Annotated in this window: 18 protein-coding genes and 1 tRNA gene; 8 read left to right on the top strand and 11 right to left on the bottom strand. The window is 51.9% G+C overall.

Features of this window, described 5'->3' with window-relative positions:
* The first annotated feature begins 67 nt into the window (after positions 1 to 67).
* From KIH39_RS13235 to KIH39_RS13225, 3 genes are all read left to right on the top strand, one after another.
* Positions 68 to 2686: a c-type cytochrome gene (locus KIH39_RS13235; protein WP_213493717.1), complete on the top strand. Its 2619-nt coding sequence runs from the start codon at positions 68 to 70 to the stop codon at positions 2684 to 2686.
* Positions 2687 to 2837: 151 nt separating this feature from the next.
* Positions 2838 to 5813, top strand: a complete 2976-nt coding sequence (locus KIH39_RS13230; protein WP_213493716.1) for a DUF1553 domain-containing protein — start codon at positions 2838 to 2840, stop codon at positions 5811 to 5813.
* 15 nt (positions 5814 to 5828) lie between these two features.
* Positions 5829 to 7247, top strand: coding sequence for a DUF1501 domain-containing protein (locus KIH39_RS13225; protein WP_213493715.1), 1419 nt, complete (start codon positions 5829 to 5831; stop codon positions 7245 to 7247).
* 12 nt (positions 7248 to 7259) lie between these two features.
* Here KIH39_RS13225 and KIH39_RS13220 read toward each other — a convergent pair whose 3' ends face one another.
* Positions 7260 to 7919: a hypothetical protein gene (locus KIH39_RS13220; RefSeq protein WP_213493714.1), complete on the bottom strand. Its 660-nt coding sequence runs from the start codon at positions 7917 to 7919 to the stop codon at positions 7260 to 7262.
* A gap of 39 nt (positions 7920 to 7958) precedes the next feature.
* The gene (locus KIH39_RS13215) at positions 7959 to 11204 is read right to left on the bottom strand and encodes a PSD1 and planctomycete cytochrome C domain-containing protein (RefSeq protein WP_213493713.1); all 3246 of its coding nucleotides are present in this window, start codon (positions 11202 to 11204) and stop codon (positions 7959 to 7961) included.
* A 176-nt stretch (positions 11205 to 11380) separates the two neighbouring features.
* On the opposite strand from KIH39_RS13215, the gene KIH39_RS13210 reads away from it, so the two are divergent.
* Positions 11381 to 12709, top strand: coding sequence for an outer membrane protein assembly factor BamB family protein (locus KIH39_RS13210; protein ID WP_213493712.1), 1329 nt, complete (start codon positions 11381 to 11383; stop codon positions 12707 to 12709).
* Between the two features lie 42 nt (positions 12710 to 12751).
* Here KIH39_RS13210 and KIH39_RS13205 read toward each other — a convergent pair whose 3' ends face one another.
* A complete protein-coding gene (locus KIH39_RS13205; RefSeq protein ID WP_246539290.1) occupies positions 12752 to 14473 on the bottom strand; it encodes a DEAD/DEAH box helicase in 1722 nt (573 codons plus the stop codon).
* A 358-nt stretch (positions 14474 to 14831) separates the two neighbouring features.
* Positions 14832 to 15902 carry a hypothetical protein gene (locus KIH39_RS13200; RefSeq protein ID WP_213493710.1) on the bottom strand — a complete coding sequence of 357 codons (1071 nt, stop codon included), beginning with the start codon at positions 15900 to 15902 and terminating at the stop codon, positions 14832 to 14834.
* Between the two features lie 226 nt (positions 15903 to 16128).
* Here KIH39_RS13200 and KIH39_RS13195 point away from each other — a divergent pair, with 226 nt between their 5' ends.
* Both KIH39_RS13195 and KIH39_RS13190 read left to right on the top strand, forming a co-directional pair.
* Positions 16129 to 17187 carry an NAD(P)/FAD-dependent oxidoreductase gene (locus KIH39_RS13195; protein ID WP_213493709.1) on the top strand — a complete coding sequence of 353 codons (1059 nt, stop codon included), beginning with the start codon at positions 16129 to 16131 and terminating at the stop codon, positions 17185 to 17187.
* Positions 17184 to 17744, top strand: coding sequence for a tRNA (mnm(5)s(2)U34)-methyltransferase (locus tag KIH39_RS13190; protein WP_213493708.1), 561 nt, complete (start codon positions 17184 to 17186; stop codon positions 17742 to 17744). The genes KIH39_RS13195 and KIH39_RS13190 overlap by 4 nt, the downstream gene beginning before the upstream one ends.
* Here the strand turns inward: KIH39_RS13190 and KIH39_RS13185 are convergent.
* Positions 17741 to 18079: an ArsR/SmtB family transcription factor gene (locus KIH39_RS13185; RefSeq protein WP_213493707.1), complete on the bottom strand. Its 339-nt coding sequence runs from the start codon at positions 18077 to 18079 to the stop codon at positions 17741 to 17743. The two genes, KIH39_RS13190 and KIH39_RS13185, sit on opposite strands and share 4 nt — an antisense overlap.
* Before the next feature lie 117 nt (positions 18080 to 18196).
* Here KIH39_RS13185 and KIH39_RS13180 point away from each other — a divergent pair, with 117 nt between their 5' ends.
* On the top strand, positions 18197 to 19594 hold the full coding sequence (locus KIH39_RS13180) for an MATE family efflux transporter (RefSeq protein WP_213493706.1): 1398 nt from the start codon (positions 18197 to 18199) through the stop codon (positions 19592 to 19594).
* A gap of 1 nt (position 19595) precedes the next feature.
* On the opposite strand, the gene KIH39_RS13175 is transcribed toward KIH39_RS13180, so the two are convergent.
* From KIH39_RS13175 to KIH39_RS13155, 5 genes are read right to left on the bottom strand one after another with little or no spacing between them, the layout of a single operon-like run.
* Positions 19596 to 20414, bottom strand: coding sequence for a tetratricopeptide repeat protein (locus KIH39_RS13175; protein ID WP_213493705.1), 819 nt, complete (start codon positions 20412 to 20414; stop codon positions 19596 to 19598).
* A 3-nt stretch (positions 20415 to 20417) separates the two neighbouring features.
* Positions 20418 to 21239 (bottom strand): sugar phosphate isomerase/epimerase family protein, encoded by an 822-nt coding sequence (locus tag KIH39_RS13170; RefSeq protein WP_213493704.1) that lies wholly within the window; start codon positions 21237 to 21239, stop codon positions 20418 to 20420.
* Positions 21240 to 21265: 26 nt separating this feature from the next.
* Positions 21266 to 21499 (bottom strand): NifU family protein, encoded by a 234-nt coding sequence (locus tag KIH39_RS13165; protein ID WP_213493703.1) that lies wholly within the window; start codon positions 21497 to 21499, stop codon positions 21266 to 21268.
* Between the two features lie 3 nt (positions 21500 to 21502).
* The gene (locus KIH39_RS13160; RefSeq protein ID WP_213493702.1) at positions 21503 to 22435 is read right to left on the bottom strand and encodes a bifunctional riboflavin kinase/FAD synthetase; all 933 of its coding nucleotides are present in this window, start codon (positions 22433 to 22435) and stop codon (positions 21503 to 21505) included.
* 9 nt (positions 22436 to 22444) lie between these two features.
* Entirely contained in the window at positions 22445 to 24619 is a 2175-nt protein-coding gene (locus KIH39_RS13155; RefSeq protein WP_213493701.1) for a procyclic acidic repetitive family protein, read from the bottom strand.
* Between the two features lie 110 nt (positions 24620 to 24729).
* Here KIH39_RS13155 and KIH39_RS13150 point away from each other — a divergent pair, with 110 nt between their 5' ends.
* A complete protein-coding gene (locus tag KIH39_RS13150) occupies positions 24730 to 25194 on the top strand; it encodes a GNAT family N-acetyltransferase (RefSeq protein WP_213493700.1) in 465 nt (154 codons plus the stop codon).
* A gap of 20 nt (positions 25195 to 25214) precedes the next feature.
* Here KIH39_RS13150 and KIH39_RS13145 read toward each other — a convergent pair.
* Positions 25215 to 25296, bottom strand: a tRNA-Leu gene (locus KIH39_RS13145).
* Positions 25297 to 25305: the final 9 nt, after the last annotated feature.

The raw sequence follows: 25305 nt of genomic DNA, 5'->3' as shown, positions 1-25305 counted from the left end.
TGTTCCCACCCGCCTGTTTTTTTGCTTTGTAGTGATTGAATCTCTCAAGTCGAAAGGATCTCCCGTGATGCGGAAGATAGCTAGGTGCGCAGCGATACTGGGCCTTTTGGTTGGCCTCGGCTCGTTCTCCCCGTTCAATGCTCAGGAACCGAAGGCGTCCCAAAAGAAGACAGCTCAAAAGAAGTCGACAGGGCCAAAACGCTCCGCTACCGAAGCGGAGTTTCTCAAGACGCTTCCCGATTTCAAAGTCGAATTGATCCACACGTCCGATTCGGCAAGCGAGGGTTCCTGGATCAACATGTGCAAGGATGGGGCCGGTCGTTTGATCGTTTCCGGTCAGCGGTCCCAGCCGATGCTGCGTTTCACCATCATGGATGGCAAAGTTTCCAAGGTCGAAAAGTTGGATATCCCTTTGAGCGAAGCGATGGGTTTACTCTGGGCGTTCGACAGCCTGTATGTAAATGCCAGTGGCCCCGAAGGTTTCGGGCTCTATCGCTGCAATGAAGCAGGTGACAGCGGCAAGTTTAGCGTTAAGTTTCTGAAACGGTTTGAAGGGGACGGTGAACATGGCCCGCACGCTTTAGTCCTGGGGCCGGACAAGATGATTTATGTGGTGAACGGCAATCATACCAAATTACCCAAGGGGCTCTCCGAGGATTCGCCGCACCGCAATTATAAAGAAGATCACCTGCTACCCCGACAATGGGATGGCAATGGCCACGCCGCGGGTATTGTAGCCCCGGGCGGTTATATCGTTCGAACCGATGCAGATGGTCAGAAAATTCAGTTGATGCTAGCGGGGTTTCGCAACACTTATGACATGGCGTTTAATGGTGATGGCGAATTATTCGCTTTCGATAGCGATATGGAATGGGACTGGGGCATGCCCTGGTATCGGCCGATTCGCATCCTTCACTGCATTAGCGGTGCGGAATTCGGCTGGCGTTCCGGCACCGGAAAATGGCCCTCCTACTATCCGGATAGCCTGCCTGCGGCAGTAGATGTCGGTGTCGGCTCTCCCACCGGTGTGACCAACGGCACCGGGGCCAAATTCCCAGCGAAATATCAAAAAGCACTCTACATGCTCGATTGGACCTACGGGCGACTTTTGGCTGTGCATTTGACCCCCAAAGGATCCAGCTACACGGCCACCTTCGAAAACTTTGTGGCTCCCATCAGCCTCACCGATCCGAATGCACCCAAAAAGCCGTTGCCCTTAACGGACGCGGTAGTGGGCAATGATGGCGCTCTTTATTTCACAATTGGCGGTCGAAACAATCAATCCGGTCTTTATCGTGTCACGTATACTGGCAAGGAATCGACTGCTCCGGCCGATTTGAAGAATACCGCTGGCGAAGCAGAGAGAAAACTTCGGCATGAAATCGAAGCTTTTCAGGGTAAAGTCGATCCCAAAGCTGTATCGTTTGTCTGGCCGCACCTGAGCAGCCCTGATCGATTTTTGCAGTATTCCGCCCGCATCGCTCTGGAAGCTCAGCCAGTGGCCGAATGGAAGGACAAGGCGCTGACCGAGAAAAATCCGGCCGCCGCACTGACCGCTTTGTTGGCTCTGGCTCGTGTCGGTGATGCCAAGCTTCAACCGGAATTGCTCAAGGCCCTGGAAGCTTTTCCGATCTCCTCATTATCGCCGGTGCTGCAACTGGACAAACTGCGGGTGTGGGATCTTGCCTTCATTCGACAGGGACGGCCTGCTTTCACTATAGCGAAGAAGATTATCGCGGAAGTCGATCCGCTCTTCCCGACGGCGAGCCGGGATTTGAACCGGGAAACCGCTCAACTCTTGATTTATCTGCAAGCTCCCGGAATTGCGACGAAAGTACTCAAAGAGATGGCTCACGCCACCTACCAGGAAGATGTTTTGTTCTTCCTGTTCCATCTGCGGACCTTGTTGCCCGGCAACTGGACCATGGATCAACGCAAGGAATACTTCAGCTATTTCAAAAAGGATTGGAAGTCACTCAAGCACGATCCCATGATGGACAAATGGTTCGCCGATGCTGGGCGCGGGTATTCGGAGGGAGCCAGCTTCCCCAACTTCCTGAAGAACTTCCTTCGCGAGGCAGTTTCGAATCTACTCGATTCTGAACGAAAAGAACTGGAACCGCTGCTCAAGACTCTGAACGTCACGGCCGTCGCAACTTATAACTACAAGCCTCGTACTACAGTGGTCAAAGCTTACACCATGTCGGATATCATGCCCAAACTCGATAAGGTGGATCGCGGCCGCAATTTCGAAAAAGGCAAAGAAGCCTTTGTTGTGGGCCAGTGCGTGAAATGTCATCGCCTGGGCGATGAAGGCGGTGCGGTCGGCCCCGATTTGACTTCGGTCGCCAGCCGGTTCGATCGCCGCGCTATTCTGGAATCGATTATTGAGCCTTCCAAGGTGCTGTCGGAACAGTATATGAACGAGCGAATTGTTACCGTTGGCGGCAAGACGGTAGTGGGCCGAATTGTCGATGACACACCGGAAAAGATTGCCGTGCAACCCGATCCGCTGTCGATTGATCGTGTCGAGATCAAGAAAAATGAAATTGAAATTCGAGAAGTTTCGAAAGTATCACCTATGCCCGAGCATCTGGTCGATATGCTGACGGAAGAAGAGATTCTCGACCTGTTGGCCTATCTTGAATCGTCGGCTAACAAGCGATCGCGTTTGTTCCAAAAGTAGTCTTGGCGGATAGATTTTAAATCTCTGGGCCCCTTTCTTGGAAAGGGGCTCTTATTTTGCGCACACGAATCCTTCCCGCTTTCACTCCCCTCTTTCATTTGGTATACTTCAGAATCCCGCCGGTGCTTCCCATTCGAGGGAATCGATAGATATGTCTCTCCTGAATTTGACGACCGCTTGCTCGATATGGATTTTACTTTACCCCTCACTGGGCATGGCCTCGGAACAGGGTATCGACTTCGATTCTCAAATTCGGCCGATTCTGAAACAGCACTGCATCAGTTGTCACGGACCAGAGAAACAGAAGGGAGGACTGCGGCTGGACAACCCTGTCGATGCTCGCCGAGGCGGTGATTCCGAACTGCCCGCGGTTCTTCCTAAAAATGTCGAAGGAAGTCAGCTGCTGGTTCGCGTCAAATCGAAAGAGGCGGACACGCGGATGCCGCCCGACGGGAAAGCTCTGGAAGAGAAACAGATTGCGTTACTCCGACAGTGGATCGCTAATGGAGCTTTGTGGCCGGTGAGTGAAGAGGACAAAAAGAAAGAGGAATTGCGGCGGATGGATCATTGGGCCTGGAAATCGATGCAAAAACCAGTGCTTCCTCCGAAAAGTGATTGGGCTCGCAATGAGATTGATCGATTCATTGAGGCGAAGTTAAAGACAGAGAAACTCAATGCATCGAAGGAAGCGGATCGACGAACACTCATCCGTCGCTTGTATTTCGATTTGGTAGGTTTACCTCCGAAACCCGAGGAGATCGAAGCCTTTTTGAAAGATGGCGATCCTAGGGCTTACGAAAAACTGGTCGATAAACTGCTGGCCTCGCCTCAGTACGGCGAACGTTGGGCTCGGCACTGGCTGGATGTCGTTCATTTCGGTGAAACGCACGGCTACGATAAAGATAAACCGCGTCCCAATGCTTGGCCTTATCGCGATTATGTGATTCGGTCTTTGAATCAGGACAAGCCCTACGGCCGGTTCGTTCAGGAGCAAATAGCGGGCGATGTCCTTTTTCCCGGAACGGTAGATGGCATAGAAGCGCTCGGTTTCATTTCCGCGGGGCCGTGGGACTTCATCGGGCATGCTGAACTTCCCGAAGACAAGATCGATGGGAAGGTCGCTCGTCATCTGGATCGCGATGATATGGTCGCCAATACGATGAGTTCCTTCATGAGTCTCACGGTGCATTGTGCCCAGTGCCACAATCACAAATTCGATCCCATTTTGCAGGAAGATTACTATCGGCTACAAGCGGTTTTCGCGGCATTGGACCGGGCCGATCAGGCTTACGATGCCGATCCTCGCGTGGCTCGGCAGAGGTCGGAGCTTCAAAAACGTGAGGGAGAACTGGCACAGGAATTGAAAACCTGGAGCAACTTACTGCTTCAGAAAATTGGTAAGCCGCTTGCTGATCTGGATGCACGCCTGATTCAGGCTACGAAGGCAAACGGAAAAAGTCTTCGCCCGGAGTATGGTTATCACAGCCAACTGGCTTCCGAACCGTCATCAGTCAAATGGGTTCAGATCGATTTGAGAACTGTTGTCACACTCGATAGAGTGATTCTCTATCCGTGCTACGATGATTTCAACGGCATTGGTGCGGGTTTTGGGTTTCCAGTGCGGTTCCGGGTGGAGTTGGCGAACGAACCCGAGTTTAAAAATAAGCTGTTGATTGCCGATCAGACGGTATCCGATTTTCAGAATCCGGGCCTAAAGCCAGTCCGGCTTCCCGCCGGGAATAAAGCAGGTCGATATTTACGCATCACGGCCACCAAACTCGCCCTCCGACAAGGCGATTACAACTTCGCTCTGGCGGAAGTGGAAGCGGTTGATGCCTTGGGAAAAAACCTGGCTGCCAAAGCTCCCGTGACCGCCTTGGACAGCATTGAAGCCCCTACACGCTGGGCGAAAGCGAATCTTACCGATGGTATCTATCCGCCTTCCTCGGAAAGTGCTGTGGATTTGCGAGCCGAGCGGGAAAAATTGATTCGAGATAAAGCGGGCCAGGAGATACTGGAATCGGGGCAACTGATCGAAAAAAAGCAGGCAGCGATACGAATTCAAATAAAAGCTCTACCGCCACAACAGCGTGCGTACATCGGCTGTGTCTATTCCGGTTCGGGAACTTTTGTAGGAACGGGTGCCTCCGGTGGATTGCCACGTGCGATTCACATCCTCCCGCGCGGGGATGTCACTAAGCCGGGGAAAATCGTTGGAGCCGGGGCGATCTCGGCTTTTTCACTGTCTTCGTCTTTCGATCTTCCCCCTCAGAGCAATGAGAGCGACCGGCGAGCTGCTCTGGCCAAATGGTTGACGGATAAGGAAAATCCGCTAGTCTGGCGTTCTATCGCCAATCGGGTCTGGCAATACCACTTCGGAAAAGGCCTGGTCGATTCCCCGAACGATTTCGGCCGGATGGGACAAACTCCCACTCATCCCGAACTCCTCGATTATCTGGCGATCCAATTTCGCGACAACGGCCAGTCCATCAAAGAGCTACATCGCTTGATAGTTAACAGTGCCACCTATCGGCAGTCGTCCGAATCACGTCCCGAGTTTGAAAAACGGGATGCCGACAATCGTTACCTCTGGCGGCAGAATCGTCGTAAACTGGAGGCGGAGGCGATCCGCGACGCAATTCTTTTTGTGAGCGGTCAGCTGGATTTTTCCATGGGAGGCCCCAGTTTCCAGGACTTCGTGATTGAGAAACCGGAGCATTCGCCGCACTACGAATATCAGCTCTATGACCCGGAAGATCCGAAATCCCACCGTCGCTCGGTTTATCGCTTTGTGGTGCGTTCAAAATCGCAACCGTTTATGGCCGCGCTGGATTGTGCCGATCCTGCCCTATCGGTCGATAAAAGAAATCAGACGCTGTCGCCTCAGCAGGCCCTGGCGCTACTGAATAATCGCCTGAGTCTGGTCATGGCAAAGCATTTTGCCGATCGTATTGAAAAGCAGGGAGATACTTTCCCGAAAAGAATCGATGCCGCCTACCAGATGGCTTTCGGTCGGACTCCCACCGAAACGGAGCGCGTGGAACTGACCAAGTATGCCGAGAAATATGGTTTGGCCAACACCTGCCGCGTGATTTTGAACTTGAATGAATTCATTTTTGTCGACTGAGAAGGGGCTTCCACTATGAATCGTCGACACTTTCTGCAAGCATTCAGTTCGCTTCCTCTGGCTTGCTTGCTCTCTCGGGAGAAACTGCTGGCCGCACCACACCATCCCGCCAAGGCGAAGCGAGTTGTACAACTATTCATGGCGGGTGGAGCGAGCCACATCGATCTATTCGACTACAAACCGGAACTCGTCAAGCGGCACGGCCAGCCTTCGAACTTCGGCGAGCATGTCGAGGCCTTTCAGAACGGGCTGGGACCCTGGCTAAAGCCGCTCTGGGATTTCAAACCTTATGGAAAAAGCGGCAAACTCCTTTCCGAAGTGGTTTCGCCGCTCGGTGCCGTCGCCGACGAACTGGCTTTCGTTCACAACATGGTGGGTAAGACCGGAGTGCACAGTCAGGGTACTCTGCTTCAAACGACGGGTTTCAACCGGCCGGGATTTCCGGGAATGGGTTGCTGGGTGAGCTATGGACTGGGAAGTCTCCAAGATAACTTGCCGACGTTTGTTGTATTGCCCGACCATCGCGGGCTAGCCTCGAATGGAACTAAAAACTGGGATAGCGCATTTCTGCCTGCCCAGCATTCGGGAATGTCGGTCTATCCGGGCGAGAAGAATCCTATCGAAGATCTTTTTCCAGATGAGCATCTGAAATATGTCACACCCGATGGGGACAAAGAAGCAATTGGACTATTGAGCAAATTGAATCGAGAGCACGCCAGCCAGCACCTCGGCGATGAACGATTGGAAGCTCGCATCCGAAGTTACGAACTGGCGGCCAAGATGCAACTCGCGGCTCCCGAAGCTCTGGATATCAGCAAGGAACCTGCCCATGTGATGAAACTCTACGGACTGGATCACGGGAAGACTTCCTTCGACAAGGAGATCAACCCTCTCGAAGAGACGGAGTATTTTTCCAGAAAATGTCTGGTCGCGCGCAGACTTCTCGAGAGAGGAGTCCGCTTCGTTCAAATCTGGAGTGGCAACGATAACGGTTTTCCTCGTCGTAACTGGGATAGCCACGAGGATGTGAAACGAGACCATGGCCCTCTGGCTTACGGCATGGCTAAAGGAGCCGCCGCGTTGATTCAGGATCTGAAGCAGCGAGGATTACTCGAGGATACAATCGTTCTCTGGACTACGGAGTTCGGACGAATGCCTTCGAGTCAGGGAGGTAAAGGTCGGGACCACAACCCCTACTGCTTTACGAACTGGCTTTGCGGTGGGGGAATCCGAGGGGGCGTCAGCCACGGACCAAGCGATGATTTCGGATACAAACCGGCCGATCGGAAGCACCCGACGGAAGTGTACGACGTCCATGCCACCGTTTTACATTTACTTGGCATCGATCATACGAAACTGACATTTCGACATAATGGGATCGACCGCCGGCTAACCGATGTGCACGGCCAACTGATAAAACCAATCATGGCTTAACTTCTATATAAATCAATCTTTGCGTACGCCTTCAACCGTGAAGGCAAATCCGATCTGAGTTTTCATTTTTTCAGCGGCTGCATCCCGAACCAGTACCAACGTCTGGACCGAAGTCATCGGCTCTTCCAGTTTTGGTTCCTTCAACTCCGCTAGTTTCTTAACGGGAAAGAGCAGCATCACCGAAGGGTGAGCGGTCCCCGTAACTTTGGAACTTAACTGTACTAACTTTTCCAATCCGACGGCCTCCACGCTGATGTCTTTTTCAACGGGGCAGAGCAAGCAGAAATCCTGGTGGGGAGCCGTGCCTTCGTGATCGCCGGTCATCGGTTGAATCGCGAGTCGGAGAGTGTAAACACCCGGTTTAATAGTTTGCTTGCGAAAATCGGTCCATTGCTGGTGGACTTCCAGGCAGCCGATCAACGAGCCTGGAACGACTTCTCGGTAAGTTACGCCATTTTCGATCTGATCCTTGGTTGCCTCCAGTGGGATCTCCTTCCGGATCCAGAAGGTAAGAAGTGCCTGACCGGACGCATCGTTGACGCGAAAGGATTGGGGAGCGAGCAAGGGTTGCAAATTCTTGCTGAGAGTAGCAGGTAGAGCTTCTTTATCAACCGAAAGCGTGAGTTTCGTTTCAGTTGCGAGCAGTAAGAGGAGTACGAGGAATAATTTCATGTGTGTCTATCGATTATCTAGTTCTGTAACTCCCCGCTGTTAATCGACAAAGGCAAACTCGTTACTCAGCAGTAGTATCTGGGCGAGTTCTTCCCATTCTCCGAATTTCACTTCTTTCACAGGAACTTTTGGCCCTCGGAAATCGCGAGTGGCATCCCAGGATCTGCCTTCTCCCCCGATTTGTTTGATCAGAGGGGCCCAGCTGAAACTGTCGCTATTGGTGTCTTTGTGACAATCTGCAACGAAATCGATTGTCTCGCCTTTTTCCACGGCGTATTTTTTCAGGCTGAGTTCTTTCGAAGAGTTGTGAACGATCTCCTCATGTAATACACCACGTTTATTGGAAATGATCGCCCCTCGCACTCCATCCCCATCCTTATTGGGATGTCGAAGCGTACTGGTGATCGAAATATCCATTTTCGCCGGGGAAGTCCAGCGTCGAATGGCGGCGAAATGAGGATTATCGCCGGGATGACCGCCTTGAGCATTCAGCATAGTCCAGCCCGTCTTGGGATCGGGCAATTTGGCACCACCCTGCCAGGCTGTTCCCGTCCAATGAGAGTAGGGCGTGAACTTGGCGACGAACCCTTTTTTCTCATTTACTTCGCCGTAGCCGTACGACCAGGAGAGCGCCGCATCATCCACGGTGTACGGCTTGTCATTCAGCTTCAATTTGATGAACTGTAGAGATCGCTCCACTTCCATTTGCGTTGCTTTTCGACCAAGCACGAGATAAACCATTTCTTCGATTTTCCGCTTCGCATCCGTTTCTCGCGCTACTTCAGATCGATCGACCAGGGCTCTGGCCTGTTCCGCCAGGAAAGGGCTATTCAGCAGAAAAAGACCCTGTTGGGGAACCGTGGTCTGGAACCGCTGAGGACTATGGGAATCGGGTGAGGCAAAGTCAAATATACGGAAAGTCCCGGGGAGATTTTGCCTATCGACCTGACCATAGATCGATCGTCGATTTGGATAAGGTTCATCGAAAAGCTCAACGGGTTTTCCGCCAAATTTCTCGTCCAGTTTACCGGAGGTGAAGAGAAGCGAGTCCCGCAGACTTTCAAAATCGAGTCGGCGACGATTTTGATGACTCAGTAGCCGATTTTCCGCATCGAGTTTGGCAATTTGTGCAGAAATGTCGCTGGTTTGTCGGTAAGTTTCGCTCATCAATATCCGCTTATGCAGTCTTTTGATTGACCAGCCATCCTCCATGAACTTATTGGCCAGCCAGTCCAGCAGTTCGGGGTGCGTCGGCGGATCGGAACGTAAGCCGAAGTCGGAGGGAGTTCGAACAATTCCCTGTCCAAAGTGCAACTGCCAGAGGCGGTTGACCATCACGCGGGCTGTGAGCGGATTATCCTTGTTCGCAATCGCCTCGGCCATTTCCTGCCTGCCGCTGCCAATCTTGAACGGCTTTGGGTCATGGCTCAGAACTTCCAGAAATTGACGCGGTGCGATGGCCCCTTGATTCCCCGGGTTACCTCGCACAAAGATCCGCGAATCGTGTGGTTTCACGGCGTCCACCATGACCATTGCACGGGGCGGAGCGGCGGGCGATTTAACTTTCCACTCTTCGACCTTGGCTTTCAGGGCGTTGATCTTGTTGCGATCCGCCGTGTTGAACATCTGGTCGATTTCCGCATCCTGGAAGTTTGCCAGGCCTCCCGTTTCCGTGACTAAATTCGCCAACGGACCTTGTTCTGGGAACTTGTTTTTGAGCTCAATGGACTCGGCAAGGAGTTTGGCCAGGATTTGAGCCGCTTCGGCCAAAGTTTTCGGCTTCTTGACTTCAAAAGCCTTCAGCACGATCGGATCCGTTATCAGCTTGCTTTCGCTTTTCGCAGCCGCGGAAAGCAATTCCTGGGACTTGAGTTCGAAATTTTCCGGAGACAGGGCAGCCAGTTCGATCCAGAGGGAGAAAATACTTGCGTTCTTCTTGTCAGCGACTACCTGCCTGTAGCGGGTGAAAACAAATTGGAAGAGTTCCCGATCCTGGAAAATCGGCCGCAGTTTATCTCCCGGTGTGTTGCGTTCTTTTCGCTCCAGGAGAAGGTATTTGGTAATCAAGGGTGATGATTTCAGTCCTGCGACGAATTCCGATCGGCGTTTTTTCTGATAGTCGGTGACGGCAGATTCCCTCTTGCTTAACTCCTCGCTGAAAGCTTTGTATTCGGAGGTTTCTTTAGGGGACGTCAGCAGGGGAAGGTCCACCGGTTCCACGGACGAATTGAAAACCCCGTGCATGGCATAGTAATCTTTGGTCGGAATCGGGTCGAATTTATGATCGTGACAACGCGCACAAGTTACGGTTAAACCCTGGAAGGTCCGAAACACGACGTCGATTCGGTCGTCGATAATATCGTTGCCATCCCCAAGAAATCGTCGGCCGACCGTCAGAAATCCCATAGCGGCTAGATCAGACGACTCTTCCGGCTTGGCCACGCGATCGGCCGCCAATTGCAGTTTCACAAAGCGATCGTAAGGCATATCCTCGTTCATAGCCTTTACGACCCAGTCGCGGTAGGTATACGCGTACGGATAGTTGCGATCAACGCCGCCCGCGAGATAACCTTTGGTATCGGAGTAACGGGCATAATCGAGCCAGTAGCGGCCCCAACGCTCGCCGTAGTGCGGATTCGCCAGCAACTTGTCAATCAATTTTTCGTAAGCCTTGGGATCATGGTCCTGAGCGAAAGCGTCGATTTCATCGGGCCTGGGCGGTAATCCCAATAGGTCGAAGTAAAGTCTTCGAATCAGAACTCGCTTATCGGCTGCGGGATTTCGTTTCAGATTTTGGCTTTTCAACTTCGTATCGATGAATTCATCGATGGATTCGCCTTTGGGATGAGATAATGGTTGAAACGCCCAGTGCTTCTTGGCGGCTTCCATCGCATCGGCTTTCGTGATGACCGCTCCCTTATCCGGAAAAGGCATCCCCTGTTTTACCCAGGAGACAAGAATTTCAATTTTGGCAGGATCCAGCTTCTGCTTTTCAGGCATCTTGAGATCGCCCTCGTAGCGAATGGCCTTGATCAGGAGGCTCTTGTCTGGATTGCCCGGTACTGCCGCCGGGCCGGTGTCGCCTCCTTCGAGGATCGTTTTTCGACTATCGAGCCGAAGACTGCCGGACTGCTTTTTGTCCGAATGACACGGATAGCAGCTTTCGATCAATAAGGGACGTACTTTGGCTTCAAAAAATTCGACCTGTTCGGCTGGGAATTTGGGTTCATCACCGTACGCAACGCTCGCAGTAAATAATCCGATCCAAACGGCAATAATCTTCAAGGGAAAGCTCCAACGGCAGCGGACAGATCTCAAAACAGAGCGTCAGGTAGGTAATACTATTTTAGCCCATGCATCGGCTTCGGGGAAGTTTTTTGCAGACTTGTACGAAACGATTTTGCTAAATCTCACTTTCTATAATAATTCCAGGTACCTGGATACACACCTCGGAGAAACCGATGAAAAAATGGGCTTTGCTATCTGTATTCCTACTGGGAAGTAACGCACGTGCGGATGACTGGCCGCAGTGGATGGGCCCCCAGCGGGATAATATCTGGCGTGAGAAGGGCATTCTCGAAAAATTTCCGAAGGAAGGCCCCAACGTTCTTTGGCGTGCGGAAGTGGGTGGCGGGTACGCGGGTCCTGCCGTGGCCGAAGGCAAAGTCTTCGTGACCGATTTCATTACAAAAGATAATGTGAAGGTCGACAATTTCGCCCGCAAGCCGAATGATGGTACGGAACGCGTTCTCTGCCTGGATGAAAAAACCGGTAAGGAACTATGGAAGTACGAATATCCCGTCCGCTACGCAATTTCCTACCCCGCTGGCCCGCGCTGCACGCCCGAATATCGCACCGGAAAGGTTTACAACCTCGGCGCGGAAGGCAATTTGGTCTGTCTCGATGCTGCTACAGGCAAAGTGATCTGGTCCCATGATCTGAAAGCGGAATACAAGACCAAATCGGCTCTCTGGGGTTATGCCGGTCATCCGCTCATCGACGGAAAGAAACTCATCACCCTGGTGGGTGGAAATGGCTCCCACGTCGCCGCGTTCGACATCGAAACGGGCAAGGAGATCTGGAAAGCGCGAACTTCACCCGCGAACCCGGGTGATGGGGGGCAGGGGTATTCCCCTCCGACGATCATTCAATCCGGTGGGACACGCCAACTGATAGTTATGGCCCCAAATGCCGTGACTTCTCTCGATCCCGAAACAGGCAAAGAATTTTGGACGACCCCATACGAAGCGACGAACAACTCTATTATCATGACGCCGTTGGTTTTCGGCGATTATCTGTTCGTCGGCGGATATTTGAACAAGAATCTTCTTCTGAAATTAAATAAAGAAAAGCCGGGCGTTGAGGTGGTTTGGAAAGACAAACAAAAGTATGGCATATCACCCTTGAATGTCCAGCCGATGCTGGTGGACAATGTCATCTATGGCATGGACTCGAACGGTACGACTTACGCGGTGGAAATGCCGAGCGGCAAGCGGCTCTGGGAAACCGCCCAGCCGGTGGCTACTTCCGAAACGGATCGTCCCGCACCCTGTGCCACCGCCTTCATCGTGAAGAATGAAGATCGATATTTCTTCTTTACGGAAAAGGGAGAATTGGTAATCGGCAAGCTCTCTCCCAAAGGTTATGAAGAGATCGATCGGACGAAACTGCTGACACCGACGAACAATGCATTCGGCCACGATGTGCTGTGGTGTGCCCCGGCTTACGCCAATAAGCACATCTACGTTCGCAACGACAAAGAAATTATCTGCGTGGATCTGTCCAAATGATGTGAAAGCTGGGAGAGAAATCTCCCAGCTTTTTTTGGAATATCAGCTCTTGGGCATGCGGTCTGGACGAACATTCACCTTGCGACCGCGGATACGAGTCCCCTGCATAGCTTCCACCACATAGGCCGCTACATCCTGCGGCACTTCGACTAGCGAAAATCGATCGGTTATGTCGATTGCCCCAAGATCCTTGCCGGCTATGCCCGCTTCGTTTGCAATGGCTCCGACGAGGTCTCGCGGACCAACGTTGGCATCGAAACCGATACCAAAGTAGATCTTGGCCATTCCCTTGGCAGTCGGTCGAGCACCGGCTCGCTTGCGATCCTGCTCGCCACTGCGAATCGGACGACCTTCGCGGTTGCCGCCGTGACCGCCCGATCCTCCCTGTCCTCCCGGTCCGGATCGATTATTCCGCTGTTTCTCTTCGCTGACGGCAGGGATGTCTTTTTCTTCCGTTTCAGTTTTCCCGTTCTGGCTCAACAGTTTGGCTGCCGCCAGGGCAACATCCCGAACATCAAAATCTTCCTCGAGGGAGCCCAACATGGCTCGCAGATCGTCGCTGAAATCGGCTTTGACCAGAAGCTCCCGCAAATCACCAGCTGTCTTCTCCAACCGCTTCTTGCGCAGTTCGACCACTGTCGGAATGCGGACGATTTCGATCTTTTGCTTGGTTTCCCGTTCGATGGTGTTTAATTGCCACTGCTCGCGAGGAGTGGAAAGCGTGATGGCCACACCTTCGCGACCTGCCCGTCCCACACGACCGATGCGATGCACATAGGCTTCCGCCTGGGTAGGAACATCGAAGTTCACCACGTGCGAAAGGTGTTTGATATCCAACCCGCGGGCCGCAATGTCGGTAGCGATGAGCAGGTCTGCTGCTCCTTCGCGGAATTTCTTCATGACGCGGTCGCGTTGTTCCTGCGAAAGACCGCCGTGCAGTGCCAGTGGGCTGTAGCCGCGATGGCTGAGCATTTCGGTGAGATCATCGGCCTCGGTGCGAGTTCGGCAGAAGATGATAGCCGAGGTCGGCATTTCCATGTCGAGAATGCGACCGAGGGCGGCCAGCTTATTCTGGCGTTGAATCAGATAGGCCTGCTGACGAACTTTAGGAACTTCGTCGTGCGCTGTTTTTTCGCGGGCAACTTTAATGCGAACCGGATTTTGCAGATGTCGGGAAGCAATCGCTTCGATTCGTGGCGGCATAGTGGCCGAAAAGAGCATCGTCTGCCGGGCTTTGGGCGTCTCCGACAAAATGGCTTCAATATCTTCGGCGAAACCCATATCGAGCATTTCGTCGGCTTCGTCCAGGACTACCGCCGTAATGTCATTCAACGGAAGTTTGCCTTTTTGAATCAGATCCAGCGATCGGCCGGGAGTGGCGACGATCACATCGATGCCTCGGCGGATCGAACGGATTTGATCACCATAGCCCGTACCTCCGTAAACGGCCAGAACATCGATTCCCAGCGGTTTGCCATAGGTCTGCATAGCCTTGGCAACCTGCATCGCCAGTTCGCGTGTGGGTACGAGAACGAGAATGGAAGTTCCCCGATTTTTGTTCGGCGAATTTGCTAAGCGATGAATCAAGGGCAGGGAAAAAGCTGCGGTTTTACCCGTTCCTGTGCCGGCCAAGCCGACCAGATCTTTACCTTCTAGCAGGTGAGGAATCGATTCCCGCTGAATCGGGGAAGGAGTGTCGTAATTCAATGCCTTGATTATTCGGGGATCGAGCCCCAGTTCCAAAAAGCCGGACGTACTTTCCACGGTCACACTATCTGACATCAAAAGCCTATACCGACGAAATGAGATTTCGCGGTCCCAAAAGAGATTGTTGTGAAGTAGACGTGTTGAACGAGGCGCCAAGCTTCTTCAAATGTGCCACTTCCTATCTTCTTAGTATAGCAATTTTCGACGCGGTGAGGTCGATGCAGCCTGCTTCTGAAGCATTGCCCGGTCAGAAAGCACATTATTTATCGGGAAATAGCTCAAAAAAATCTTCTATGAAGATTTGAACAAGACTGGTGAGTGTTAGTGGCCGTGATTGAATTCCGGAGTGCCGGAATAAGGCTGTTTTGTGATCGAAAAGTAGAAACGAGACAAACACTCGGAAGAAATAATTCAATCAGAATGTAAATCGAATGGCCGCGTAAATTCCCGTTTGCGCGTCTTTGCGCATAATGTCCCAAGTATTGTTGACGCCCAATCGAAATTCTAGCCGCTTGTGTTCTTCGAACGGTCGCCAGGCAAGCCCGAGATCGGACTGTAGAAGTTTCGGTGAGAAATCATTTCTAAAAATGAGCGAGCTTTGAAGATAAGCATAAAGGGTTTTATCGATCAGGTCATAGAAGAGATAGCTCTCGCCGAATAGCCCGGGTTTAAAGAGATATCCCTGTGTATCTGTCATATTTTTTGTGGGATAGTAGCCGACACCCAGATAGGAAGTCCGGGCGATGTCGTAATCGGACGTGCCCAGCAAAGTATATCCATCGCCGAGGTATAATCGTTGTTCCAGTGCGACGCCGTCGTTAAAACCATTGGGACTGGCCAGAGAAGTTCCGCGGTTCAAGTTGTTGTAGGAATAAGCAAAGAATCGCGCTTCCCAAGGCCCGGAGTAGTTCCAGGCGGCACCGATCGTAAAATCATATTCCCGTTTGCTGAAGTCAAAATTACCCTGACTCGAATTGGTGATCCCGATTCCCGGTTTCTGTCCCCAGAAAACCATCTGATTCGTCAAATAGAGTCCTTGGCTCCGCCAGAGCCAGATGTTCAGATCGAGATTCAGAGAGAAAAGTTGATTGTACTCGAGTCCGTTCGGGCCAGTTCGCTCCCCAACGGGATAGATCGAAATCCCTGCAATACCGAATACGGTGGGCCCTGAAGGGAGCACGGTGCGTTGACTGGGATCAGTGGCTTTGGAGAATTCTGATGCGGAACCGGGCGGCAGTACTACCGAAGGCGGGAGAGTGCCATCGACGACCTTAACGGAAAGAAATTCCTTGAAGCCATTGCTTGGAGCTTCTGGCGTTATAAGTTTGGAATCTAATTCTGGCGGTGAAATGATCGGAGTTTTAGGAGTGGCTTCCGAGGGATCCTGGCGAGCATAGCTATAAACGGGCCTGCTCACGATAAGTAAGATTGCGAATACACAGGAGAGACCCATCCCTCCACCGGGCAACAATCCGTTCCCACGCATTTAAGATCCTTCTTTCTCGGCAGGCGATTGGATAAACCCGAGTGAGTAAAAAAACAAGTGCAACCCGATATTCCAGTGAAGCTTGAGAATCGAAACTGAGTTTTCTTTAAGCTGGATTTTGCGTTGTAATTTAGAATTTAATTGCTGCCGTATCAAAATGCACATTCCGGCAAAGTGGATCAACCTCGGGTCTCAAGAAATTCTCCAAATTCTCTAGATCTATTCGATGGATCATTTCGACTACCTGATACTCGGACAGGGGCTTGCCGGCAGCACTCTCGCATGGCAATTGATCTGGCGAGGCAAGAGCGTCTGCGTTGTCGACCCTGTAGACGAAGTCACTTCCTCAAAAATCGCGGCCGGGCTTCTCACGCCTCTCACCGGTAAACGACTGGTAAAAACCGAGGGTTGGGATGATTACTGGCCGTTAGCGAAACATTTCTATCAGCAAGTCGAACGGTTCACCCAAGCGTCGATCCTCACTCTGGCTCCCATGGTTCGAATTTTTACTGAGCAGAAAGAGCTCCAAAGATTTGAAGCCCAGTTGCAAGTGGAACCTCATTTGCTTCGCTCCGACCCGAGCTCGACACTCGATCCAAATGACTTCGAACAACCCCACGGGAGCTTCGAGATGCCAGTAGCGGGTGTCCTGAATTGTCCAGAATATCTCCAAGCCACTCGAGATTACCTGCGAAGTCAGCAAAGATTTCTAACTGATCGACTCGATTTATCTGAGGACATCGAACTGCTCCGTGATCGTGTTTACGTTCCTCGCTGGAAGCTAACTGCTTGTCAGCTGATATCCTGTACCGGTCATCAGGAACGGCGAAATCCGCGATTGCTTGCAGACTGGTTACCGGCCAAAGGAGAAATTCTCACCCTTCGAATACCCGGCCTGCAGGAAACACGAGTCGTTCATCGAGGAATTTGGCTGGCTCGGTGCGGTAATGAAATTTATCGGGCAGGATCAACCTATGAGTGGAAAGAGCTGGATTCGGCTCCCACCCAGGCCGGTCGAGAACTGATTTTAAAAAGACTGAAGGAATTTTTAAAACGTGATTTTGAGATTGTAGATCATCGAGCGGCCATTAGACCCATTTTGCGTGATCTCAAACCGGCCATAGGCTTGGCTCCGGATCTGCCACAGCTCGGTTTTTTCAATGGTCTGGGTACCAAGGGAGCCTTGTACGCACCTTTGGTATCGCTACACTTTGCCAACTTTCTGATCGATGCGACACCCATTCCGACGCAACTTTCCTGGACGCGTTTTGGGAGTGCCCATTGAAAACTCGAATGACGAATCTGGTCCATGAACTGCTGGCCGGGCATTTGCGACCTAAGGATAAGGCGATTGATGCTACTGCTGGAAATGGGCACGATACCCTCTTTTTGGCCAAGGCGGTTGGAGGCCAGGGAATGGTTTTTGCCTTCGATATCCAACCGGAAGCCATCGAGCAAACGCGAGCCAAACTCACGCAGGAACAAATCGAAAATGTTCGATTGATACTGGCGGGTCACGAACGCATGGGGGAATTGGTTTCAAAGGAATATCTCGGCCAGATTGCGGCGATCACTTTTAATCTCGGCTACCGCCCGGGAAGCGACAAATCTCTCGTTACCCAGCCAGAGACGACACTCACCGCAATAGAATGCGGGCTGAACTATCTGAAACCCAACGGCCTCGTAACAATTGTCGCTTATGTCGGTCATCCCGGAGGGGAGGAAGAGGCAAACGCCGTTCGGAATTGGCTGGAAAAATTGGATAAGAAATTGTTCGATTGGAAACTCTATGAGTCGGAAGCCCCTCAGTCTCCGTGCACGTTCGTGCTCCGAAAACTTTAGCACTTATCGTTTTTACCCATGCGAAGTTCGAGTTTGCAGCAGTTCAAATCGAGAACTTCCTTGGGAATCCCGGCTTCGACGACTTCCTGCAAAACACCTGGTTGCAGAGAATACCAGACGAAACGGCCCTTCTTATTTCCTTTGATCAGCCTTGCATGTCGAAGCACGTTGAGGTGATGCGAAACGTTCACGGCCGGAGTGTTCAGCATTTCCGCGATTTCGGTCACATTATGAACTTCCTCAGCCAGGAATCGAACGATTTTCAATCTCTCGGGAGCGGCGAGTGCACCGAGTAGTTCCGCACACCGCTTGGGTTCCATTGGGTCGCGTGCCATTCCAGATCTCCTTACCCAGATGTTTTAGAAAGGTTTTAACCCATCGCAAATAAACCGATCCAGTTTCCAGATTGCCGATCTTTGTAGAATATCTGACCTGATGGAAAGGATGGTCGCTTGCAAGCCTCTTCAACGGTAGACATCGTCAACGCCCGGCCAGGGGGTATTCGGGAGCTACTGTCCCTCGCCTGGCCGTTGATTATCAGCAGCAGCTTTTCCACGATTCAAATAACTGTGGATCGGGCTTTTGCCGCTCAATTGGGAACCGATGCCGCATCGGCTACCACCACGGCGGCTATGTTCTTCTGGACGCCGTTCATTTTACTCTTCAGCACTTCAGGCTATGTCAGCACCTTCGTGGCTCAGTACAAAGGGGCCGGTCGCCCTCACAAAATTGGGCCTATCGTCTGGCAGGGAATCTATTTCAGTGCTTTTCTTGGTATTGCCATTCTTTCTTTGATTCCATTCCGAGCTCATATTTTTGCCATGACGGGTCATACCGAGCAGGTGCAGCAACTGGAATGCGATTTCTTCGGAGCCCTCTGTTGGATGGGGCTCCCAGCTCTTCTGACAAGCGTGACTTGTGCGTTTTTTAGTGGCTTGGGTAATTCGCGAACGGTCATTTGGATCAATGTGGCGGGAACGATCGTTAATGGTTTACTCGATTATGCCTGGGTTTTAGGTGGTTGGGGATTTACTCAACTCGGGGTGGCGGGTGCCGGCTGGGCCACCACCGCGGCTTCCTGGGTTTCCGCACTTATCGGTCTCGCTCTGATGTTTCGGAAAAAGTATCGAATGGAATTTGATCTCCTCGTCGGTTGGCATTTCTGTTCGAAAACTTTTCTGAGGTTGATGCGATTCGGACTTCCCAGCGGCGTGCAGTGGTTTCTGGATATGACCGCCTTCGCTTCTTTCCTATCGCTGACGGGGCGTTTTGGCGAAGCGGAATTGGCAGCCAGCAGCCTCGCTTACACCATCAACAACTTTGCCTTCATTCCGATGTTCGGCTTGAGCCAGGCGGTGTCGATTCTGGTCGGGCAGCGACTCGGAGAAAATCGGCCGCAAATCGCCGAGAAAAGTGTACGGAATGCCTTCGTGGTCTGTGCTATTTACATGTGCACGGTGGTTTCAATGTACAGTCTTTTCCCCAGTTTTTGCGCTTGGCCGTTTCAAGATCATAACCATCCCGAGAACTGGGCCGCGGTGTTTGCCAAATTGAAAGTGCTTTTCTATTTCATCGGGGCTTTCGCCATCTTCGACAGCATGACGCTGATGTTCTCCGGGGCCTTGCGCGGGGCGGGTGATACCCTTTATGTCACGCTAGTATCGCTTAGTTTAGCCTGGCCGGTGATGGTGCTACCCACCTACCTGGCCGTGCAGAACAATTGGGGATTGAACTGGGCCTGGTCTTTCCTTTCCCTTTACGTTGCATTGCAGGGGCTCTTTTACTTCCGTCGCTTCCATGGAGGCAAATGGAAGGCGATGCGGGTGATCGAACCGGAAGTGATCGATTGACTCATTTCTTGTCTCGCAGCAAGACATGCACTTTGGCGACCTGATACATGTAATGCCCGATGACGTAATCGTCTTTGGCTTTGCGAATGTACTCGAGGCCCTTCGCTTTTTCGCCGGTGGCTTCGTAGTAGAGCCCGACGTATAAGTTCGCGTAAAAATAGCCTTCGGTTTTATCCTTCTCCGAAGATTTCTTCACTTCTTCTAAAACTTCTTCCGGTTTGGCTTTACCGGCGATCATTTCGTAAACCTTGGGCATATAGTACCGACTGTCGTTTTTCACATTTAGCAGCTCTTTGCGGGCCTTTTCCGGAGTGGTCTGGCGGGCCAGGCAAAGGAAGTGCCAGAAAGCGTTTTCCACATCGTTGCCGTACACTCGCTTGCCAAGTTCGAACTGCTTCGCCCCATCTTCAAATCGATCCGCGTAGTAGAGTGAAATTCCTCGACGCCAGTGATCTTCTTCCGAGCGGGGATTGAGAAGAATTTCCTTATCGAAATCGGCGATCGATTCTTTGATCTTGCCAAGCTTGAAGTATTCGCCGCCACGCACGCTGTAAAGCGAAGCATTCTCCTTGGTTGAGAGCTTTTCAGTTTTGTTCAAGTCTTCGACTGACTTCTCCGGAAGATTCAGCAGGATATAAGCTCTTGCTCGGTCGAAATAGAGACTGGCAGTATTGGGGCTCGACTTGATCAATTCATCCGCTAACTTGACTGCGGTTTTACCATCACTTTCTTGTAAAGCGGTCCGAAGTTTTAAGATTTTTTCCTGAGGAGCAGGATCCTGGAATCCCAGGAAGAGGCTGAAGAGCAGAATTTGAAACATGGATTACTCAGTGAGGTAAGAGGAAAGAAAACGAAAGGATTTTTCAGCCGTGCGAACAGCATCGTGAGCGTGGCGAGACAATTCGACATAGGCGCCGTAGTTAAAGTGGATTTCTTTGAGGGTGGCGAAGGTTTCCTGAAAATTGACTTCACCCTCCCCGAACATCAGATGATCGTGGATACCCCTTTTCATGTCGTCCAGATGGACGTTCCAGAGATGATCTTTCCAGCGCAGGATGGTGTCACGGACCGGTTCTTCCAGACAGATCAGGTGGCCGATGTCCAAGGTCAAACCAAACGATGGATGATTCACTTTGTGGAATAGAATCTCGAACTCCGCAGTTTTGTCTATCAGCATTCCCGGCTCAGGCTCAAAGGCCAATTTGACTTGACGGCTCGCGGCGTAATCGCATAACCGCAGACAGTGATCGATCAGTCGCTGTTCGAGGATTTCTCGATTTTCGGGCTCGGTTGGCGTCCCCGACCAGAAGCTGACGCAATCGGCATTCAATTCCTGAGCAATCTCAATCGACTTCCGAAGAAATTCTGAGCGTCGCTCCGAATCGACTGGGCTGAGTAGTGTTGGCTGATGCTTTCGACGCCGATCCAAAATGAAACGAGCGCCGGTTTCGATGACGCAGCGAAGGTTATGGGATTCGAGAATTTTTCGAACCGCGGTGATTTCTGATCGAGTGGTTCGAAAAGGATCGAGATGATGAACGTCGAGAGTAAGGCCAATTCCCCGGTAACCCAACTCCGCGATGATCTCTATGGCATCGGTAAGTTGATGGTAGCTGAATCCATTGGTGTTATAGCCTAGGAACATACTTTCTTCGGGGAATGGGTTTGCGATTAAGGCACAGCTTCCAGGTATTCAATTTCCGGCATCCGGGAACGTAACTCCTGCTCGATTCCCATGACCACGGTCATAATGCTTGCGGGGCATCCGGCACAGACACCGTTTAAGCGTAGCCGGGCCACACCGTCAGTGACATCCAGAACTTCGATGCCCGTTCCATCCAGTTCCAAAGCGGGAGCAACTTCCGCTTTCAGGACGCTTTCCACTCGACTCCTCAGATCCTGCATGAGCTATTTCTCCAATGAAATGCAACGTCGAACCATCTCGACATCCTGATTCATTTGGGTGACCAACGCATCGACCCCACTAAATTTCATCGTATCGCGTATCCGGAACCAAAAATCCACCTGCAAATTTTCGCCGTAGAGATCGCCCTGAAAATCGAGCAGAAAGACCTCGATTTTTTGAGCGAATTCCCCGAAAGTGGGATTCGGGCCAATATTCGCTGCTCCGCGGTATATTTGTTCCCGATGCCTGACCTTCACCCCGTAAACGCCATTGGCGGGAAGTATCGTGACTATTTCACCGAGGTTGGCGGTCGGAAATCCAATCGTTCGACCACGGCGGGCTCCCTCGACCACCTTCCCTTCTATTGTAAAGGGGGTGTTCAACCAGTGATTGGCGGACTTGAGGTCTCCTTCGAGTAGAGCTTTGCGAATTAGGCTAGTCGAGATCGGAATGCCGTTTTCTTTCAGAGGGGGGACTTCTCGAAAAGGTATACCCGATCCTTGGCAAAGCTGCTCGAGTAACGAATTATCTCCCTCGCGATTGTGCCCGAAACGAAAGTTGAAACCTTCCACCATGCCTCGGATTTGCAGTTGTTGATGGAGAATCGTTTCAAAAAAAGCCAACGGGGAGAGTGACACTAATTCCGTCGTGGTCTGAAGCACCATCACATGATCGGCGCCGCACTTCTGCAAGCGGCTGCACCGATCCTCCAGTTTCATCAAGGGCTTTTGATAGCGATCCGGATAGAGAAATTGGACCGGGTGGGGATCGAAGGTCACCGCCACCACTGGCAGTCGACAACTCGACAGTTCACCGCAGGTTTTCAAGAGTTCCTGATGTCCCAGGTGCACGCCGTCGAAATTGCCTATCGTGGTTATCCCACCCAGCCAGCCGGCGGGAGGGTACTCGTTCCACCGAAGTCGAAAAATAGCCATTTATCTGTATTACTTCTTTGGCTTCTTGCTGTCGAACCGCTTCCGCCAGGAATTAAACCATTTCGCCCAGGTTGCCATGCGAGCGTTCTCGGAACCGGCGGTGTCGAATCCGCCGATCTCTTTTAAACCTATAGGGTCCAGACGCGATAAATGCCAAAAAGCCAACTCCCGAATTTCAATTCTTTCGTGTTTCAGGTAATTGAACAGTTTCTCATAAGTGGAGTTCTTGCGGGCATCCTCTTCGGAAAAAGTATGTAAAAGCTCGAGAATGATTTCCGAATGAGTCTCCGGGAATCGCCGCTTATTGATCAGAAATTCGTTGAGTTGCGAATCGTGATCCTGGGCGCGTCCGGACCAATGCCGGAGCATCACAATTGCGGCCTGACGGAGGGGTAGAGACTCATCTCCCAGGGCATCCAGCATATCGGCGATGGCATCAATCGATTCCAAGCCGAAAAGGGCGATAATTCGCCGACTTGGCTTTTCGGTTTCATTTTTCCAGATCGAAGCCCATTCGACGTCCACAACAGCGGGTTCTGCATTGCCCTGCAGACGTTTTTCCAAATCCCCGAGAGCATTCAAGGATTCAGTGGCTCCCGGTAGCCGGACATTCGTTTCTTTGCTCCAAATGCCGATGAGATTATCGTTCGGGCGTTCGGGGGCTTTCAGTCCTCCCCCCCGATTGTCCCAGGTCATGAGGCTCGGGCTAGTCAAATTCAAAAATTCTTTGAAGCCTACCCGGATATCCGCCTTACCGGAGACCAGTCCGCAGTAAAACTCCAGCTTGGGGGATTCATTATTGTAGCGGCGCGAGTAACTCACGCCCGGCGGATAGCCCTCAAATCGATCGAGGCAGATTTCGGTTTTGGGCTCCAGCAAAGTGATGTCCCAAACTTCTTCCTTGAATAAATAGGGCTTTTGGCCCGGCGCCAATTTTTCGTCTTTGGGAAGCTCGCGAATCGGCTCTCGGACTCGTACACGAATGCGAGCCGGACCGAAAGCTTTATCGTTTCTGATGAAAATCCGGCCGGAATCCAAGGATAAATCGGCATCATACTTTTCCTTGGGGAAAAAGAGCGTAATTGCCGATTCCAGCAAGGGCAGGTTCAGCAACTCCGGCAAGTTGCCCCAAAGTTGGATGTGCACGCCGCTAAGAAGCTTGATCTCCGGGTGATAGCCGGGCGGCGCAATCAGAGAGTCGGTGGTATTCAGTATGGCGTTGGTTTTCCCGATGCGATGCCAGATATCTTCCCGAGGCAATTTCACGACTTCCAGAGGGGGCGATCTGGAAATGAGTACCTGATTTTTGGAGCCCTCCCAACCTCCGATGACTTGCCGGATTTCACTGGGGCGTGGGGCGGGGACCTCCACATCGGGTTTAGCAACCACTTCTTCCCGGGGCTGAGGTAAAGTCTCGATTTCGTTGACTACGATGGAATCTTTTGGTTCCTTAGTGGGAAGTGGCTCCCGATCTTTCTTTGGGGTCTCCGCCTTCTTGGCTAGAACATCGGGATTGATCTTGGCCGGAGATTCTTCAAGGTCTTTCGATTTTGTACTGTCGAAAACGGCGTAGCCGGAGCCCGATAGCGGTTCGTTCTGAGGTAATGCTTTGTAGATCGCAAAACCCGCGACAGCGAGTAGTATCAGGCTCAGGGGAACGAGAATGCCCCAGCGCGGTTTTTCCGAATTCATCACCGGAAGTTGAAAATCGTACTCCGAATCGATCTTCTCCTTGGGATCCGGTTCCTGAATTCCGGCCGCCATTCGAGCCGTGGGCTTGCGGAACGGGATCGATTCCCGCCCTTTGACCAGCCGATACATTCGTTGATGCGCGCTCGGAGGAACCGAGGCCGGTTCGGAAAGGGCGAGAGATAAAATCTGGTGCGCTGAGGCGATTTCCGCGAGATGTTTATCTGACTCCATGGCCAGCTTTTCCAAATCGGCGAGTTCCTCCGCGGAAAGCGAATTGTCCAGATATTCCGCAACGGTATTCGGATCGGAGGTCGGATTGTCCCCTTCCATCGGTGGCGAGGCGATTCCACGCCGGCGGGTGACTTTGCGGATTCGATCGATTAATTCGCGGGCTTTATCGCTCTCCGTGACCTTTTGACCTATTAATTTCGTTTCGGCCGGGTCGAGAGTATCATCCAGGTAAGCGAGCAGGGTTCGTAATGTCAGGCGCATAGAGGCCTCGCAGAAAAAACGTTTCCTATAGTTTCCTATATATGTGGTTTTTCCAGCCGATTTTCGTTCAGCACTTCGCAAAAAATTCTAAAAAAGCTTCGGAGGAAAACATGCGGATTCGTCGCGCTTCGGTTACGGACATTGCAGTTCTGGTCGAATTCAATCGTCGGCTGGCCTGGGAAACCGAACACAAAAAACTGCTTCCCGAAACACTCACCAGCGGCGTCACCGCCATATTCAGCGACCCTGCCAAAGGCTTTTATCTCGTGGCCGAGGTTAACGGGGTGGTTGTCGGGCAGTTGATGATTACCTATGAATGGAGCGACTGGCGGAACGGCTGGTTCTGGTGGGTGCAGAGCGTCTATGTGCAGGCCGAGCATCGCCGGGGTGGGGTTTTCCGAAGCCTTTTCCAGGAAGCGGAGAAACTGGGGCACGAGCAGGGCAATGTCGTTGGGCTGCGGCTCTATGTGGAAAAAGAAAACGAGCGGGGCCAAAAAACCTATCAGAGCCTGGGAATGGAAGAGATTCCCTTTTTGATGTATCAAAAGGGCTGGTGTGCAACCGCACCAAGTTGAAAAGGATCAAAAGCAGAAAGTGGCTCGGGAGGGACTTGAACCCACACGCCTTGCGGCACAAGATCCTAAGTCTTGCGTGTCTGCCAATTTCACCACCGAGCCGTGTAAACT

The sequence above is a fragment of the Telmatocola sphagniphila genome (assembly GCF_018398935.1).
Lineage (GTDB): Bacteria > Planctomycetota > Planctomycetia > Gemmatales > Gemmataceae > Telmatocola > Telmatocola sphagniphila.
This window is presented reverse-complemented; position numbering and strand designations above follow the sequence as displayed.

What these genes read in the sequence shown, in the direction of transcription:
- KIH39_RS13235 (WP_213493717.1), top strand. Translation starts at nt 68, where the DNA reads ATGCGGAAGATAGCTAGGTGCGCAGCGATACTGGGCCTTTTGGTTGGC.
- KIH39_RS13230 (WP_213493716.1), top strand. Translation starts at nt 2,838, where the DNA reads ATGTCTCTCCTGAATTTGACGACCGCTTGCTCGATATGGATTTTACTT.
- KIH39_RS13225 (WP_213493715.1), top strand. Translation starts at nt 5,829, where the DNA reads ATGAATCGTCGACACTTTCTGCAAGCATTCAGTTCGCTTCCTCTGGCT.
- KIH39_RS13220 (WP_213493714.1), bottom strand. Translation starts at nt 7,919, where the DNA reads ATGAAATTATTCCTCGTACTCCTCTTACTGCTCGCAACTGAAACGAAA.
- KIH39_RS13210 (WP_213493712.1), top strand. Translation starts at nt 11,381, where the DNA reads ATGAAAAAATGGGCTTTGCTATCTGTATTCCTACTGGGAAGTAACGCA.
- KIH39_RS13200 (WP_213493710.1), bottom strand. Translation starts at nt 15,902, where the DNA reads ATGCGTGGGAACGGATTGTTGCCCGGTGGAGGGATGGGTCTCTCCTGT.
- KIH39_RS13195 (WP_213493709.1), top strand. Translation starts at nt 16,129, where the DNA reads ATGGATCATTTCGACTACCTGATACTCGGACAGGGGCTTGCCGGCAGC.
- KIH39_RS13185 (WP_213493707.1), bottom strand. Translation starts at nt 18,079, where the DNA reads ATGGCACGCGACCCAATGGAACCCAAGCGGTGTGCGGAACTACTCGGT.
- KIH39_RS13175 (WP_213493705.1), bottom strand. Translation starts at nt 20,414, where the DNA reads ATGTTTCAAATTCTGCTCTTCAGCCTCTTCCTGGGATTCCAGGATCCT.
- KIH39_RS13170 (WP_213493704.1), bottom strand. Translation starts at nt 21,239, where the DNA reads ATGTTCCTAGGCTATAACACCAATGGATTCAGCTACCATCAACTTACC.
- KIH39_RS13165 (WP_213493703.1), bottom strand. Translation starts at nt 21,499, where the DNA reads ATGCAGGATCTGAGGAGTCGAGTGGAAAGCGTCCTGAAAGCGGAAGTT.
- KIH39_RS13160 (WP_213493702.1), bottom strand. Translation starts at nt 22,435, where the DNA reads ATGGCTATTTTTCGACTTCGGTGGAACGAGTACCCTCCCGCCGGCTGG.
- KIH39_RS13155 (WP_213493701.1), bottom strand. Translation starts at nt 24,619, where the DNA reads ATGCGCCTGACATTACGAACCCTGCTCGCTTACCTGGATGATACTCTC.
- KIH39_RS13150 (WP_213493700.1), top strand. Translation starts at nt 24,730, where the DNA reads ATGCGGATTCGTCGCGCTTCGGTTACGGACATTGCAGTTCTGGTCGAA.